General features: G+C 31.2%; 10 protein-coding genes and 1 pseudogene. All 11 read left to right on the forward strand.

The features are described 5' to 3' along the window. Nucleotides 1–123: 123 nt before the first annotated feature. The 11 genes and pseudogenes from JL105_RS02205 to JL105_RS02260 all read left to right on the forward strand — a co-directional run bounded on the left by JL105_RS02205 (nucleotide 124) and on the right by JL105_RS02260 (nucleotide 17,248). A pseudogene (locus JL105_RS02205) lies at nucleotides 124–1,191 on the forward strand (ISLre2 family transposase). A gap of 688 nt (nucleotides 1,192–1,879) precedes the next feature. Then, entirely contained in the window at nucleotides 1,880–2,281 is a 402-nt protein-coding gene (gene brxF, locus JL105_RS02215) for a BREX-3 system P-loop-containing protein BrxF (RefSeq protein WP_158280066.1), read from the forward strand. A 12-nt stretch (nucleotides 2,282–2,293) separates the two neighbouring features. After that, nucleotides 2,294–6,034 (forward strand): DUF6079 family protein, encoded by a 3,741-nt coding sequence (locus JL105_RS02220; protein ID WP_132029685.1) that lies wholly within the window; start codon nucleotides 2,294–2,296, stop codon nucleotides 6,032–6,034. Beyond that, complete coding sequence (locus JL105_RS02225; protein WP_170169650.1) at nucleotides 6,034–8,577, forward strand: DNA methyltransferase; 2,544 nt, start codon at nucleotides 6,034–6,036, stop codon at nucleotides 8,575–8,577. Before JL105_RS02220 ends, JL105_RS02225 begins: the two co-directional genes overlap by 1 nt. A 1-nt stretch (nucleotide 8,578) precedes the next feature. After that, nucleotides 8,579–11,245: a DEAD/DEAH box helicase gene (locus JL105_RS02230; RefSeq protein ID WP_202690578.1), complete on the forward strand. Its 2,667-nt coding sequence runs from the start codon at nucleotides 8,579–8,581 to the stop codon at nucleotides 11,243–11,245. Between the two features lie 4 nt (nucleotides 11,246–11,249). Beyond that, entirely contained in the window at nucleotides 11,250–12,719 is a 1,470-nt protein-coding gene (gene pglZ / locus JL105_RS02235; protein ID WP_132029691.1) for a BREX-3 system phosphatase PglZ, read from the forward strand. Further along, nucleotides 12,716–13,426: a hypothetical protein gene (locus tag JL105_RS02240; protein WP_132029693.1), complete on the forward strand. Its 711-nt coding sequence runs from the start codon at nucleotides 12,716–12,718 to the stop codon at nucleotides 13,424–13,426. Before pglZ ends, JL105_RS02240 begins: the two co-directional genes overlap by 4 nt. 55 nt (nucleotides 13,427–13,481) lie before the next feature. After that, nucleotides 13,482–14,156 carry a class I SAM-dependent methyltransferase gene (locus tag JL105_RS02245; protein ID WP_202690579.1) on the forward strand — a complete coding sequence of 225 codons (675 nt, stop codon included), beginning with the start codon at nucleotides 13,482–13,484 and terminating at the stop codon, nucleotides 14,154–14,156. After that, entirely contained in the window at nucleotides 14,135–14,395 is a 261-nt protein-coding gene (locus JL105_RS02250) for a YkoF family thiamine/hydroxymethylpyrimidine-binding protein (protein WP_132029770.1), read from the forward strand. Before JL105_RS02245 ends, JL105_RS02250 begins: the two co-directional genes overlap by 22 nt. Before the next feature lie 95 nt (nucleotides 14,396–14,490). Next, entirely contained in the window at nucleotides 14,491–15,663 is a 1,173-nt protein-coding gene (locus JL105_RS02255; protein WP_202690580.1) for an iron-containing alcohol dehydrogenase, read from the forward strand. Between the two features lie 385 nt (nucleotides 15,664–16,048). After that, nucleotides 16,049–17,248 carry an ISLre2 family transposase gene (locus tag JL105_RS02260; protein ID WP_202690581.1) on the forward strand — a complete coding sequence of 400 codons (1,200 nt, stop codon included), beginning with the start codon at nucleotides 16,049–16,051 and terminating at the stop codon, nucleotides 17,246–17,248. Nucleotides 17,249–17,511: the final 263 nt, after the last annotated feature.

The following is a 17,511-nucleotide window of genomic DNA, read 5'->3' on the forward strand; positions in this document are numbered from 1 at the left end:
AGAGATTTCAATAATAATATAGAGGATTTGATGTTAAATAGCAGGGATATATCAAGATTCATAATAAATACTAAAAAATCATTGGATGAAATAGGAACAATGATAGTAAAAGAAGCCTTAGAGATGCTAGATGAAATAATAAGAGAATCTAGTAGTAGGAAAAAGGAATATTACATACAAAGAAGAAATGATGAAAAAACTTTAATTACAATATTTGGAGAAGTAAATTATCTAAGGACATATTACAAAAGTAAAAAAGATGGCAGCTATAGATATCTTTCAGATGAACTAGTAGGAATATATCCATATGAAAGAATGGATCTTTCATACGAATCGGAATTAATAAAAGAAGCTATAGAAACATCCTATGAGAAATCAGGTAAAAGAGCCTCAAGTAATGTACAAGTAACAAAACAAACAGTAATGAACACCATAAGAAAGCTAGGAGAAGTAGAAAATGACGAAGCGAAATTGCCAACTAAAAAGAAACAAGTAAAAACAATCTATATAGAAGCAGACGAAGACCATGTAGCATTGCAAAATGGGAAAAATAAAAAAATAAAATTAATCTATGTCCATGAAGGCAAGAAATACAAATCAAAAGGAAGATATGAATTAATAAATAAAAGATACTTTACAGGCGCATTAAAAAATAGTGAAGAATTATGGCTAGAAGTTGCTAATTATCTAGAAGAAGCATATGAAATGGATAAGGTAGAAAAGATATATATCTCAGGAGATGGAGCAAGCTGGATAAAAGAAGGGCTAAACTGGATTAAAGGAAGTAAACACGTACTAGATTACTTTCATTTATCCAAGTATGTAAGAAAAGCAACAGCACATATGCCTCATACAATAGAAGTATTATAGAGCTATATAAATAACCGTAATAAAGACCATGTAAAAGAATTACTAAACTTCATAATAGAAGAAACAGAATCACAGACCAAGAAAGAAGCAGTGAAGGACAGTAAAAGATATATATTAAACCATTGGGACTCAATAATGAGGGGTTATGAGGAAGAATACATAGGTTGTAGTGCAGAAGGTCATATAAGCCATATATTATCCTCTAGATTAAGCTCAAGGCCATTAGGTTGGAGTTTGGTAGGAGCAGATCAAATGGCTCGCTTAAGAGTATATAAAGCAAATGGTAGTGATATATACGAATTACTAAGTAAGAAAAAATGAGAAAGGCAAAAGGAAAATAGAATAATAGAGTTAGAAAAAAAGGTAGTAAAGAAGAAACTAAGAACAGCATCAGCAGAAACCATAGACAATATACCCTATATAAATGATGGAAGAAGAACTTGGCAACGACAGATACTAAAAGCCATTAGAGGTGCTTAAAAAGAATCAATAGTAGGTAACAAACAAATTTAAATATAGAAAGAGCTATAATGAATAATAAAATAAAATGTTATAGCTTAATTTAGTGACCCCAAAAACAAATAGCTTATAAAAAATTGGTGAAACAAGCAACTATGCACTTTTCATAAAATATGGGGAGATTTAAAAAAAATTTTTCCTACAGTAACTTGACACTATCAAGAATTATAGTCTCATTGACATATATAGATTATTTATGTAGATTATATTACACAACTTGTTGTAATTTTATGTTTACAGTCCTATAGGACAATTATAATCATTAACATGAAGGAAGTATCTAAAATTTGTAGAATATTAACATCAGCGATAATTTCATAAGCAAAGCTACTATTCCTATATATTTAATAGTAAAATATAGAGACCAGTTAAAAATATCTATATTTTGGTCCCTTATTTTACAATATAAATACACAAAATTAAGATAATTTATAAAATTAAAGGTGATCTTATGGGTTTTATATGTGATTTGTCTGAAGGAAAAAGGCTGATGGAGAGAAATGGTGACCATATAGTTATCAGTTGTCTGCCTTTAGATACTGTAAAAAGTACATTTAATGAATTTAGCATATTACACCTAGGTGAAATACTTTCTAAAGAGTTATTAAAAATAGATAAAAGCCATAGAAATCTTGCAGTAGAAACCACCTTAAGGCAAATTTTAGCTAGTAATGATAAAAGGGAACTAATTATTACTGATATTGATATATTATTTAATCCAGCCTATAGATTAGATGTCATAAAGCTATTTATCCAATTAGCTAGAAACAGGAAAATAATAGTACAATGGCCAGGAGAAATAGATTTTCAATATCTTATTTATTCAACTCCAGAATATGAAGATTATAGAAGATATTCAATAAAGGACTATGATATAATATGTTTAAGGTGAAGGAGGGGAAATATGAAATATTCAGAACTTATAAACTTTAATCCAATAGAAACAGTTATTGAATTAAAATCAGCAGACGATAATAAAAAGGCTAAAAATTTAGTTGAAACCTATGTTATGTCAGATGGAATGGCAGAAAAGCTAGACTATGGTTTGATTAGTCAATTGCGACTAGATGAAGTAATAGATAATAAGGGTGTTCTTATAGTTGGTAACTATGGTACTGGTAAGAGCCATTTAATGTCTTTAATATCTGCTGTTGCTAACAATAAGGATTTTGTACAGTATATAAAAAATAAGAAGTTTGCTAAATATATAGAGCCAATAGCTGGTAGATTTGAAATTCTTAGAATAGAAATAGGAGCTGTAGATAACAGCCTAAGAAATATAATTGTCAATGAAATAGAAATGGATTTAGCAAAAAGAGGAATAGATTATAAATTCCCAGATAGTTCAACACTAACCAATAATAAACGTGCCTTAGAAGGCATGATGAGTGCCTTTGAGAAGAAGTATCCTGATAAGGGATATTTAGTAGTTATAGATGAGCTTCTAGACTATCTAAAGACTAGAAAAGAGTATGAAGTAATGCAAGATTTAGGCTTCTTAAGAGAATTAGGGGAATTTATTAAAACTTCAAGGTTTAGACTTGTATGTGGGGTCCAAGAGCAATTGTTCGACAATCCATCATTCTCCTTTATATCAGATACCATGAGCAAAATTAAAGATAGATTTGAACAAGTTATTATAAGAAAAGAGGATACTTCATACGTTGTATCAGAAAGGATATTAAACAAGACTCCTGAACAAAAAGCTAAAATTAGAGAACATTTACTTCAATTCTGCCCCCTTTATAAGGAGATGTCAGAGAGAATAGAAGATTATGTAGAGCTTTATCCAATACATCCAGCATATATAGATGTATTCAATAGGGTGCAAATTGCTGAAAATAGGCATGTACTTAAAACTATTTCAACAACAATAGGGGATATTTTAGATCAAGAAGTACCAGAAAATGCACCAGGAATTATATCTTTTGATTCCTATTGGGCCTTCATAAAGGACAATTATGCTAGAAGATCAGAGCCAGATATTAGGGAGGTAATGGATAAATCCCAAATTTTAGAAGACAAAGTAGCTAAAACTTTCCCTAAACCTCAGTACAAGAAAATGGCTTTACAAATAATTTATGCCTTAAGTGTTCATAGGCTTACTACAGGAGGAATAGATGTTAGATTAGGATTAACAGCTGAAGAGCTTAAGGACAACTTATGCCTATATATTGAAAATATGCCAGAAAAGGATTCGGAGTTTTTATTATCTATTGTAGAAGTAGTTTTAAGAGATATAATGACCTTGGTAAGTGGTCAATTTATAGAATACAACAAGGATAATGGACAATATTTCCTAGACCTTAAGAAGGATATAGACTACGATGCGAAAATTGAGGACAAAGCAAACTTTATGGAGGATATTAGCTTAAACAAATACTATTACTCTATAGTACACGATTTACTAGATTGGAATGAAGAAAAAGCTGTACCAAATTATGAAATTTATGAATATCAGCTAAACTGGGATAGCCGCAATGTATTCAGAAGAGGTTACCTATTCTTTGGACTGCCTACAGAAAGGTCCACTGCACAACCTCCAAGAGACTTTTATGTTTATATATTGCCACCCTATGGAAATTTAACTTATGAAGATGAGAAAAAAGACGATGAGGTATTTTTTAAACTAAAAACAGATGAAGGATTTTATAATAACCTAAAGTTATTTGCTGCAGCTAAGGAGCTCCAAATATTGGCCTCAGATCACAATACTAAAAAGATATATTCAGATAAAGCCAGAAAATTTGAGAAAGACCTTAAAAAATGGCTTAATGAAAATAAGAACACTTGTTACGATGTAATCTATAAAGGAGTAAAACAACAGCTTATTCAGCTAACACATGGAAGGACTAGGGATTCTAACTTTAAGGATACTATAGACATAGCTGCTTCCATTTGCTTGGAAGAACATTTCGACAGACTATATCCAGAATTTCCAGCCTTTAAGATAAAGATTACAAAGTATAACAATGCTGAAATAATAAACAGAGCTATAAAATATTTTGCAGGCCAGAAGACTAATGATAGTGAAGCCTTCCTTGAAAGCTTCAATTTAATAAATAATGGAAAAATAGATGTTGAAAATTCCAAATATGCTATGTATCTAGTAAAGAAATTGAGAAAGCTTCCTAAAAAAGGAGTTTTAAATAGATCAGATATTTTAGAGGCCAAATATGATGAATTACTAGACAAAAAGTTCCGCATAAATAATGAATACTTTATTGTAGTACTTCTAGCTTTAGTATATACAGGACATGCAAATCTAGTATTAAAAGATATCACAATTACAGCCTCAAATATGGAGAAATTAATGGAATTGCATAACACAGATTTATACCAATTTAAGCACTTAACCAAACCAAAAGAAGCAGCTTTAGAAGAGCTTAAGAGACTATTAGAGATCCTCCAGTTACCAACTGGTATGATTGTTAATGATAAAGAACTTGAAAAGGGCTTAGACAGAATCCTTTCAAGAAGTCGAGAAATAGCAGAATCAGCTTTATACTCTAAAACCTATATAAATAGTGATCCTATACTATGGGGAGAACTGCTCATTCCTGAGAACCTAAAAAGAATCTATGAGCCAAAGATAAGCTATGTACTAAATGAGTTTGGAAGCTTTAGAAATAAATACAATACAGTAGCAAAGATAAAGAACTTAAATCTCACTATGGAACAATTAGATGATATAGAGGAAGGCATTAAATATATAGGTATTATAAAAGAATATGAAAAGTTTAAAAATGAAACAGATCCTATAGTAAATTATATAGTTAATGTAGAGAACTCAGTTATACCAGAAAGTATGATGGAAAAGATAAAACAAGCTAAAGAAAAATTCTTTGAAATAAGAGATCAAATAAAAGACTATTTAGATGGAGATAAAGCAAGCAGAGAATTGAAAAATATACTGGTTCCAATTAAAAAAGAGTATATTGAATATTACTTTGATAAACACATAAAAGCAAGATTAAGCCCCAATGAATCACAAAGAAAAGGCCAGCTTATAAATTCAAAAACTCTTGCTAATTTGAAAAAGCTTACAGAAGTAAAAGGAATATTCCAGGAAAACAAGCTAAGAAACTTAGAAAAACAATTATCAGAACTCCAAGTTTGTTATGACTTAACTACTGTTGATCTTGAAAGAAACCATATATGTACTAAGTGTAAGTTTACATTGTCAGAAAACAATCCAATAGTTACAGGGAAATTAGATACTATTGAAGAAAATTTAGAGAAGCTATTAGAAGAATGGACCAATACCCTACTATCAGCATTAGACGATCCGCTTATAATGGCAAACAAAGCGCTACTTAATAAAGAACAACAGAGGTTAATAGATGAATTTTTACAAGATAAAAAACTACCAGAGCTTGTAGACACATTCTTTACAACTACTTTCAATACACTATTCGATAGGTTAGATAAGGTAACTATTGACATATGGGAATTGATGTCAACAATACAAAACCTAGGGCCAAGCACTGTAGAGGATTTGAAAAAGAAACTATCTGACTTTATTGATGATAAAGTAAGAGGCAAAGATTTGGATAAGGTAAGGATAATTATCACATCTGATTCAGATAAGAAAAAAGATTTTCTAATATTAGAAAGGGACCAAAAAGGAGAGGTGTATGAATAATGAAACTGACAAAAGAAGATTTAGATAAGGTAAGGAATATAGAAGGATTCCCAATAGGAGAAGATGAAGATATAATTGCTCTATCTGATCCACCTTACTACACTGCTTGTCCTAATCCTTTTATAAAAGATTTTATAGAGAAATATGGTAAACCTTATGATGAGGAAACAGATGATTACCATCGGGAACCCTTTGCAGCAGATGTAAGTGAAGGAAAAAATGACCCAATATATAATGCTCACAGTTATCACACAAAAGTGCCTCATAAAGCAATCATGAGATACATACTTCATTATACAGACCCAGGAGATATAGTATTTGACGGATTTTGTGGTTCAGGGATGACGGGGGTTGCTGCCCAGATGTGCGGCAACCCTGATGCAGATCCAGAGTTTAAGTTTAAAATAGAAAAGGAAATGCCTTATGTAAAATGGGGAGTAAGAAGGGCTATACTTAATGACTTATCTCCAGCAGCAACATTTATAGCATACAACTACAATACTCCAGTAGATGTAGCTGAATTTGAGAAAGAGGCTAAAAGAATACTTGATGAATGTGAAAAAGAATTAGGATGGATGTATGAAACTAATCATGTAGATGAGAATGGGAAACAAGTTTATGATATGACAGGACCAGTAAAAGGGAAAATAAATTATACTGTATGGTCGGATGTGTTCATATGTCCACACTGTGGTAGTGAAATAGTGTTTTGGGATGCAGCAGTAGATGAAGAGAATAAAAAGGTTAAGGATGTTTTTAGATGTAGTAATTGTGGAATAGAGTTGAAAAAAACTGATTGTGAAAGGGCTATGGAATTAATTTATGACCATGGATTAAATAAAACTATAAGTATGGCAAAGCAAGTTCCTGTGCTTATTAACTATAGTGTCGGAAATAAGAGATATGAAAAAAAACCTGACAAAGACGATTTGGATATAATTGAAAAGATTAATAATATGAAGATACCTTGTTGGTATCCTACGGATGAATTACCAGATGGATATAATACTGAACAGCCAAAACGTTCTCATGGAATAACTCATGTGCATCATTTTTATACTAAAAGAAACCTGTTTATTTTAAGCTATTTATACAATAAATGTAATACCACTACTATCAGATTTATGATAACTGCTTGTTTAGTCATGGGAACAAAAATGTCTAGGTATGGAAGCAGAACTGGTAATGTGTCAGGAACACTATATGTTCCATCATTAATTAAGGATTTAAATATGCTAGAATATATTAAAAGAAAGTTATACGGTCCAAAAGGAATAGTTAAACCTTTAGGTAAAATTAGTAGTTTTAAATATGACTATGCTTTATTGCAAACAAGCTCTTTAAATGATATACAAACAATTCAAAATAACTCTATAGATTACATTTTTACTGATCCGCCTTTTGGTTATAACTTAAATTACTCGGAATTAAATTTCATATGGGAAGCTTGGCTAAAAGTAAAAACTAACAATAAACCAGAAGCCATTATTAACAAAGTTCAAAACAAAGGATTAGTAGAATATCAAGAATTAATGACTAAATGCTTTGAAGAATATTATCGAGTGTTAAAACCAAATAGATGGATTACTGTAGAATTTCATAATTCCAAGAATTCTGTATGGAATGCAATTCAGGAATCGTTATTAAGAGCAGGATTTATTATTGCAGATGTAAGAACATTAGATAAGAAACAAGGAAGCTTTAAACAAGTTACAACAACTTCAGCTGTTAAACAAGATTTAGTAATATCAGCATACAAACCAAAGGAAAGTTTCAAAAAGAGATTTCTTGAAAAAGCAGGAACTGAAGATACAGTTTGGGAGTTTGTAAGAGAACACTTAGAGAAACTGCCAGTGGTAGTCTATAAAAACGGCATGATAGAAAAGATTCAGGAAAGAGAACCATACCTATTATTCGATAGAATGGTAGCCTACCATATAATGAATGGATTATCAGTCCCTATAGATGCATCAGATTTTTACAAAGGTTTGGATGAGAGGTTTATAAAAAGGGATGGAATGTATTTCTTACATGACCAAGTTAATGAATACGATAATGCAAGGATAAAGGCAGATTTGGAGCCTATTCAATTTTCTATGTTTGTAAACGATGAAAAATCTGCCATAGCATGGCTGTATCATCAACTAGAAACTCCTCAAACTTACAGCGAACTACAACCTAAGTTTATGAAAGAAGCTAAGATAGCTAGATATGAGAAGATGCCAGAGTTAAGTGAATTACTGGAAGAAAATTTTCTACAAGATGAAGAGGGAAGATGGTATATACCAGACCCATCAAAGACAGGAGACCTTATAAAACTAAGGGAAAAGAGATTGTTGAAAGAATTTGAAGAATATTTAAAAGGTAAAGGAAAACTTAAAAAGTTTAGGACAGAAGCAATTAGAGTTGGATTTGCAAAGCTTTGGAAAGAAAAAGATTATGAGAGTATAGTCAAGATTGGGAATAGATTACCGGAAAACGTAATACAAGAAGATGATAAGCTTCTTATGTATTATGATATAGCTCTTAGCAGAATGGAGTGATATGATGTTTTCCGTAGGAGATTATGCTTATGATCTAGTTAGAAATGAGAGAGTGCAAATAATAGAGAAGAATGAAATGTGGGGATTTGTAACATATAAAGTTTATAATCCACTTAGCAAAGAAATCTATAATCTCAACTCAGAACAAATTGGAAAAGATAGCTCTTCATATTATGATGAGAATTACGTAAGGTATATGGCAATCCTTGGGAAGATTAAGGATATAACTTCCCAAGGAATTCTGTCATCTTTTAGTAAGGATATTATTCCTCTCCCCCATCAACTACATGTACTTAATCGGGTTTTATCAAGCAATAATATAAGGTATATTTTAGCTGATGAAGTTGGTTTAGGTAAAACAATAGAAGCTGGGATGATCATAAAAGAATTGAAGGCTAGGGGTCTTGTAAAGAGAATTTTGGTAGTTTGTCCAAAAGGCTTAGTTACCCAATGGGAAAGAGAAATGTATGAGAAGTTTGGAGAGAAATTCCATGTTATACTGCCTTCCGAACACGATACTATTAAGAAATTAATTGGCAGTGATGATATATATGGACAATTTAATCAAGTTATAAGTCCTATGGACTCGATTAAGCCAATAGAAGCTAGAGCTGGATGGAGTAAAGATAGAGTAGAGGAATACAATGAAGAAAGGATTTTTGCTATAGTAAATGCTGGCTGGGATTTAGTTATAATAGATGAAGCCCATAGGGTAGCTGGTAGCACTAGCGAAGTATCAAGGTATAAATTAGGTAAGCTGCTTGCGAAATCTTCTCCATATTTATTATTGCTAACTGCTACTCCCCATTCAGGCAAAACAGAACCATTTTTAAGGCTCATTAGATTATTAGATGAAAAAGCTTTCCCAAATTACAAAGCAATAGTAAAAGAACAAGTAGCACCTTATATTATAAGAAACGAGAAGCGAGAGGTTATAGACAATGAAGGTAATAGGTTATTTAAAGACAGGCATACGAAGATAGTTGAAATCCATTGGGATGAAAGACACTCTATGCAGAAGAAACTATATGAAATGGTAACTGATTATGTACGAAATGGGTATAATAAAGCATTTAAAGAGAAGAAGTATCATATAGGTTTTTTAATGGTTCTAATGCAAAGATTAGTAACTAGCAGTACAGCTGCAATTATGGATAGTGTAGAGAAAAGAATAGAAATATTAAAATCTAGACATGCAAAAGTAAGTTCATTATCTTTAGATGATTTAATAGAAGCTGATTTAGAGGAGAAACTAGAAGAAGGATTAGAAGTCGTGTCAACGGATATAGAAAAAGAAATAGAAGAGCTTATAGATATTCTAAATATGGCCAAACAAGCAAGCTACCAATATCAGGATGCAAAAATAGAAGTGCTTTTAAATTTGTTAGATGATATTAATTATGAAAAACCTTCATCAAAAGTGATAATTTTTACTGAATTTGTTGCTACACAAAAATATTTGGAAGAAATTTTGAAAGGTAGAGGATATGGCGTTGCTTTGATAAATGGCAGTATGGATATTGAAACTAGAAATATTCAATTAAATGAATTCAAGAATCAAGCGGACATTTTAATATCTACAGATGCAGGTGGAGAGGGTTTAAATTTGCAGTTTGCTAACATAGTAATAAATTATGATTTGCCTTGGAACCCTATGAAAATAGAGCAAAGAATAGGAAGAGTGGACCGTATAGGACAATCACAAGATGTATACATATATAATTTTATAATTGCTGAAACCATTGAAAATAGAGTTAGATCGGTATTAGAGGACAAGCTATCAGTAATATTATCTGAAACAGGAATAGATAAATTAGCAGATGTATTAGATAGCGAAATGGCAGATATTGATTTTACAGAAGTTTATGTAAGCTCTTTAAGAGATCCAGCTAGTATTGAACATAATATTTCAAAGATAGAAGAAGATTTAAAAAAGGAGATTGCTAAAGCTAGAAAATATAGAGAATTATTAAAAGAAGACAAAGTTCTTGAAGCAAATTCTGATTATAATAAATCTATTGAACTAAATAAGTTGTTATTTAAAATGTGTAATTTTTATAGTTTATGGAAAGAAGGTAAATTTTTTGTAGGAGAAAATATAGATATAAATGATGAAGAAATATCTAGACACCTTAACCAAGAAAACTGTTGGTCAAGATCACAAAAAATTCCTTCAGTATATATTAAAGACTTTCCTAATGAAAAAGGATATTTTTCCTTATGGGAACTATCAATAAACGATGATTTATACCATAATAGGAGAGTAATACCTATATTCATAAATGATAATATGATTTATAGACCATTTGCAGGAGAAAGAATTTGGGATGAGTTTATTAGAGATGATGCAATAATTGAGGTTACGGATAATATTAATCTTGATGAAAATATTTTTAATAGAATAATGGAGTTATCCCAAAACTTTGCGTATGATATTTTTTTAGGATTAAAAGAAAACTATGAAAAAAAGCAAGAAGAGGACTATAGAAAATATTCTTATGCATTAGAACTTAGGATTGATGCTGCTAAGAGAATAGGTATAGAAAATATAAGAAGATCTAGATTAAGAGAATTGGAAAAGGAAAAAGAAGAGATTAAACGGATATTTGAGAAGAATAAAATCATCTGTCCAGTTTTTAAGCCAATTTTCATATTGAGATTGGAGTGAAGCTATGTTTTTAGATTATTTAATTAATCTATGTGGGTTGGGAATATATGATAGGGTTATTCTATTTGATTTTCAGAATATTATTGGTGATGACTATTTGGAATTAATCAGTAAGAAATTTGATTATAAATTGATTTTTTACGATGATATAGAAAAATTTAGGTATATCTTTGAGACTGAAATAAAAAAAAGTAAAGGTAAGTATCTTGTCATACTTAGATCTGATTTATATCTTCCTTATGATATAAGATGTAGTTTTTATTGTAAAAATGTAAGCTATAGAGAGCTTTTTCCTAAATTGAATTTTTATTCATTAGAAAATTCAACGATATTTGATTTAGATTTATTATATATAGCCCACGAAAACTTGTATAATAGGCTAGATTCGGAAGATGAAACTAGGAAGTTTTTGGTTCAAGATATGTTTAGGAGAGAAAATGTTGAAGAGTATAAAGATTATGTAACCTCTCAGATAGAAAATCTATTGAAAGAAGACAATTATTCACATTGGCTTAGGATTGCTTTACTTTATTCAAAACTCCAGTATATTAAGTATAAAACCAGTGATATAGATATAGATGAGAAGCTTGTACAAAAAATACAAGGTAAGTTTCAAGAATTTATTTTAAACAATTATTCTACATTATCAGCATATTCAGCCTATGATGGACCTGTCCTTATAAATAGGACTTTGGATTATATATTTAGCAACTCCAATGATAAGTTTGCTTTGATAGTTATGGATGGAATGTCCATATTAGATTGGCTGATAATTTCTGAAGGGCTAAAAGGGATTTCATATAAATATAGCTCAACTTATGCTTTAATTCCAACTATTACTCCCATATCTAGACAAAGTCTTTTATCTGGAAAGCTTCCTGTAGAACTAGAAAAACCATTTGGTTTAGTAAATGAAGAAAAGTTATTTATTGAAAAATGCAAAGAATATGGCTATAAAGAAGAAGAGACAAAATATAATAGGGGATATGATTTTGATATTGGTTATATGGACAAATGTATATGTGTTATTATAAATGAAATAGATGATTTGGTTCATAGCCAAAAACAAGGCAATTTAGGTATGTATAATGATGTGAGATTGCTATCACATAGTGGAAAGTTACATGAACTGATCATTAAGCTGTATAAAAAAGGCTTTGATGTATACATTGCATCTGACCATGGACATATAGAAACTGAGACTGTAGGCAACCCTAGAGGGATTGGTATTGAGATGGAAACAAGATCTAAAAGAACTTTGATATTGAAAGATTATGCAGCTTATGGCAAAATAATTGAGGAATTCAACTTGATAGAGTATCCACCATACTATTTGCCCAGAGATTATAAGTATTTGCTCTGTGAATACCAAAAATCCTTTGGAAACAAAGGAAATGTTATATTATCTCATGGTGGCATTAGTATTGAAGAGGTTATAGTACCATTTATTAAAATAGAAGGAGTAGATGTATGAGTAAGATAATAGGAATGTCAAGAAACATAAATTTAGATTGGCTAAATAAAGTTGCTGAATTGTATATGGAAGGAAAAAGTGAAGAAGAGATTAATGACGACCTAAATGAATATTTATCTCTTGAAATAAAAAGCCCCACTAATGCCAGAAAAACACGGAATATATTGGTGAATATATGGGTTAAAGATAATGAATATACAGAAAAGGCTAAAGAGCTGGCAGTGAAGCTAATTAAAAGTGGGGAAAAAGAAAATATTTTATTAGCCCATTGGTGTTTAATGCTTCTCACGTATCCAGTCTTTGCAGATATTTGCAGTGTTATAGGCAAGATGGATAGAAAAATGTTTGATATAACTACTAAAGATGTTAAAAACAATATGTTTGACCTATGGGGTGAAAGAAGCACCCTATTCCATTCTATAGATAAAATTATTAAAACATTAAAAGATATAGGAGTTCTCCATTGTTTGCCTAAGCATAAGTATGATATTAATAGATATAGTATTGAAAGTAGGGAAGGGATTATCCTTATTACTTATGCATTGATCTGCATAAAAGACAAGCTATATTTGTCGCTAGAAGAAATAAACAACAGTCCAGAGTTTTTTCCTTTTAAATACAGTGCATCCATAGATGTACTTGAAGAGAGCAATATGTTTTCAATTGATAAATTTGGTGGCAAATTAGTAGTTAGCAATAAAAACTAATGATAAGCTAACTAATTTTGTCAACTTACATACTAGTACCTTAAGGAGGATTTATATGGCCATATTTGATAAGGAAGCAAAAATGTATGATGACTGGTATAAAACTAAATTGGGGAATTTTGTTGATGAAGTGGAGACTAAATGTATATTGGACCTGTTTAAGGTAGAAAAAGGCATGAAGGTTTTGGATGTAGGCTGTGGTACAGGTAATTTTAGCATAAAGCTAGCTAAGATGGGCTGTGAAGTAGTAGGCATAGATGTATCCAAGGAGATGCTTAAAGTTGCAGAAGAGAAGGCTAAGAAGGAAGGCCTGAATATAAAATTCTACAATATGGATGTATACAATATGGAATTTGAGGCTGATTACTTTGATGGAATAGTTTCAGTTACAGCTTTTGAATTTCTAAAGGATCCAGAAAAGGCTATAGAAGAAATGTTTAGGGTGCTCAAGCCTAATGGCTATTTATTAATAGGCACTATCAATAAAGACAGTGCCTGGGGAGAAATGTATTTATCTAAAGAGTTCCAGGAAAATTCTGTGTTCAAGTATGCAAATTTTAAAACTGTAGAAGATATGAAAAGCTATAAAAAGGACCATTTAGTAGACATTAAGGAATGCCTATTCATTCCTCCTACTATAGAGGAAGAATATATCTCCATGGAAAAAGAAAGGGAATTGTCTAAAGAAGGGAAAAGGGGAGGATTTATATGTGCCCTGTGGAAAAAATAGCTTCTTGTGAAATAGCCTTCGTACCTATTGGTACTGAAGACTATATTCCCCATATAGACAAAGTTTTAGAAATAATCAAATCTTATAATTTAGAATACCAAGTGGGAATAATGTCTACTACCATAAGAGGGGACAAGGATAAGATACACAAGCTCATATTAGATATTTATAATACTATGGATGGAGAATGTAAATTTACTATGGATATAAAACTTTCTAATTTATGTGGCTGTGTGTAGAAATAGGATAAGCATGGTATAATATACTTGCTATAGATTACTGGAAGTTATGGGCCAGTATGTAGTAGACTACAAAACAACATAGGAGGCGTAAAATGAAAAATTTCCATTATTCCATACCTACAGAAATATTTTTTGGAAAAGGCCAAATTAAGGTATTGGCAGATGAGATTAAAAAGTACGGCACAAGGGTCCTTCTAACTTATGGTGGAGGAAGTATTAAGAGGATAGGACTTTATCAGGAAGTAGTAGATATACTAAAGGATAACCATATCCCCTTCTGGGAACTATCAGGCATAGAACCTAACCCTAGAATAGATAGTGTAAGGGAAGGAATCAAAATAGTTAGGGAAAATAACATAGATTTTATACTGGCTGTTGGAGGAGGAAGCACCATTGACTGCTCCAAGGCAATAGCTGCTGGCTATTACTATGATGGAGATCCCTGGGACTTGCTGATTAAAAAAGCAAAGGTTGTAAATGCACTACCTTTAGGAACAATACTTACAATTGCAGCTACAGGTTCTGAAATGGATAGAGGAGCTGTTATTTCCAACTTAGAAACTAAACAGAAGCTATCCTTTGACCACATATCCATGGCTCCTAAGTTTTCCATACTAGACCCAACTTATACATTTACCGTTCCTAAGGTACAAACAGCTGCTGGAATTGCTGATATAATGAGCCACACTTTCGAAAACTATTTTACACTGAACGATGGAGCCTACCTACAAGATAGATTTGCAGAAGCCATACTAAAGACTTGTATCAAATACGGCAAAATAGCCTTTGAAGAGCCAGAAAACTATGAGGCAAGGGCTAATATCATGTGGGCTTCCAGCTGGGCCATAAATGGCTTACTTTCCTATGGAAAAGATTCACAATGGAGTGTCCACCCTATAGAACACGAACTATCTGCCTTTTATGATATTACCCATGGTATAGGTTTAGCCATATTAACTCCAGCCTGGATGGAATATGTGCTAGATGATGAGAGGGTAGATAAGTTTGTAGAATACGGAGTAAATGTATGGGATATTGATAGGAATATGGATAAATACGAAATTGCAAAGCTAGCTATTCAAAAAACAAGAGAGTTCTTTAAATCCCTAGAGATCCCAATGTCCTTGAGGGAAGTAGGAATTAAAGAAGAAGACCTAGAAAAGATGGCTAAGGCTGCTATAGATAATAATGATGGTAAAAAAATAGGGAACTTCAAGCCTTTAGATTATGAAGATGTGCTAAACATATACAAAAAAGCTTATTAAAGTTTTTAGATTATCAAAGCCGCAGGAGTATTGCGGCTTTGATTTTTGTTGAAGAACAATATGTCAGAATTTACTGCGAAAGTATATGCTAGATTCTATGAACCAAAGAACAAACACTCTACCATATCTTTAAAACCTTTAAGAGCATAAAAAGTGATAAAAGATAGAACTTATGTAAGCAGAGATATCTAGACATAGTTATATCTATCGACCCTCAATAGTGCAAAACCCCCTGGGGGTCGATGGAAAGTTGCTTATATTTAGAGAAGGAGATGATTTCAATGATTAGACCCAAAATTTTTTCTTAAAGCGTATAAATAAAATTGCCCATGTTAGTGTAAAATAATTGTAGGAAAAAACACAAAAAAGAATAGCCCCATATGTTATGATAGAAGTGTCAAAAACAAAAATCATAATAAAGGAGGCTATTCTTATAAATACAATTATACACGAAATTATAGAAAAAATCACTAGAGATTTCAATAATAATATAGAGGATTTGATGTTAAATAGCAGGGATATATCAAGATTCATAATAAATACTAAAAAATCATTGGATGAAATAGGAACAATGATAGTAAAAGAAGCTATAGAAACATCCTATGAGAAATCAGGTAAAAGAGCCTCAAGTAATGTACAAGTAACAAAACAAACAGTAATGAACACCATAAGAAAGCTAGGAGAAGTAGAAAATGACGAAGCGAAATTGCCAACTAAAAAGAAACAAGTAAAAACAATCTATATAGAAGCAGACGAAGACCATGTAGCATTGCAAAATGGGAAAAATAAAAAAATAAAATTAATCTATGTCCATGAAGGCAAGAAATACAAATCAAAAGGAAGATATGAATTAATAAATAAAAGATACTTTACAGGCGCATTAAAAAATAGTGAAGAATTATGGCTAGAAGTTGCTAATTATCTAGAAGAAGCATATGAAATGGATAAGGTAGAAAAGATATATATCTCAGGAGATGGAGCAAGCTGGATAAAAGAAGGACTAAACTGGATTAAAGGAAGTAAACACGTACTAGATTACTTTCATTTATCCAAGTATGTAAGAAAAGCAACAGCACATATGCCTCATACAATAGAAGTATTATGGAGCTATATAAATAACCGTAATAAAGACCATGTAAAAGAATTACTAAACTTCATAATAGAAGAAACAGAATCACAGACCAAGAAAGAAGCAGTGAAGGACAGTAAAAGATATATATTAAACCATTGGGACTCAATAATGAGGGGTTATGAGGAAGAATACATAGGTTGTAGTGCAGAAGGTCATATAAGCCATATATTATCCTCTAGATTAAGCTCAAGGCCATTAGGTTGGAGTTTGGTAGGAGCAGATCAAATGGCTCGCTTAAGAGTATATAAAGCAAATGGTGGTGATATATACGAATTACTAAGTAAGAAAAAAGGAGAAAGGCAAAAGGAAAATAGAAAAATAGAGCTAGAAAAAAAGGTAGTAAAGAAGAAACTAAGAACAGCATCAGCAGAAACCATAGACAATATACCCTATATAAATGATGGAAGAAGAACTTGGCAACGACAGATACTAAAAGCCATTAGAGGTGCTTAAAAAGAATCAATAGTAGGCAACAAACAAATTTAAATATAGAAAGAGCTATAATGAATAATAAAATAAAATGTTATAGCTTAATTTAGTGACCCCAAAAACAAATAGCTTATAAAAAATTGGTGAAACAAGCAACTATGCACTTTTCATAAAATATGGGGAGATTTAAAAAAATTTTTCCTACAGTAACTTGACACTATCTTATTTACTCTAAATTATTGAAGTTTCAATAAAAATTTGATAAAATATTGGTAAGTAAGTAAGAA

The organism is Keratinibaculum paraultunense (assembly GCF_016767175.1).
In the GTDB taxonomy this organism is placed as follows: Bacteria; Bacillota; Clostridia; order Tissierellales; family Tepidimicrobiaceae; genus Keratinibaculum; species Keratinibaculum paraultunense.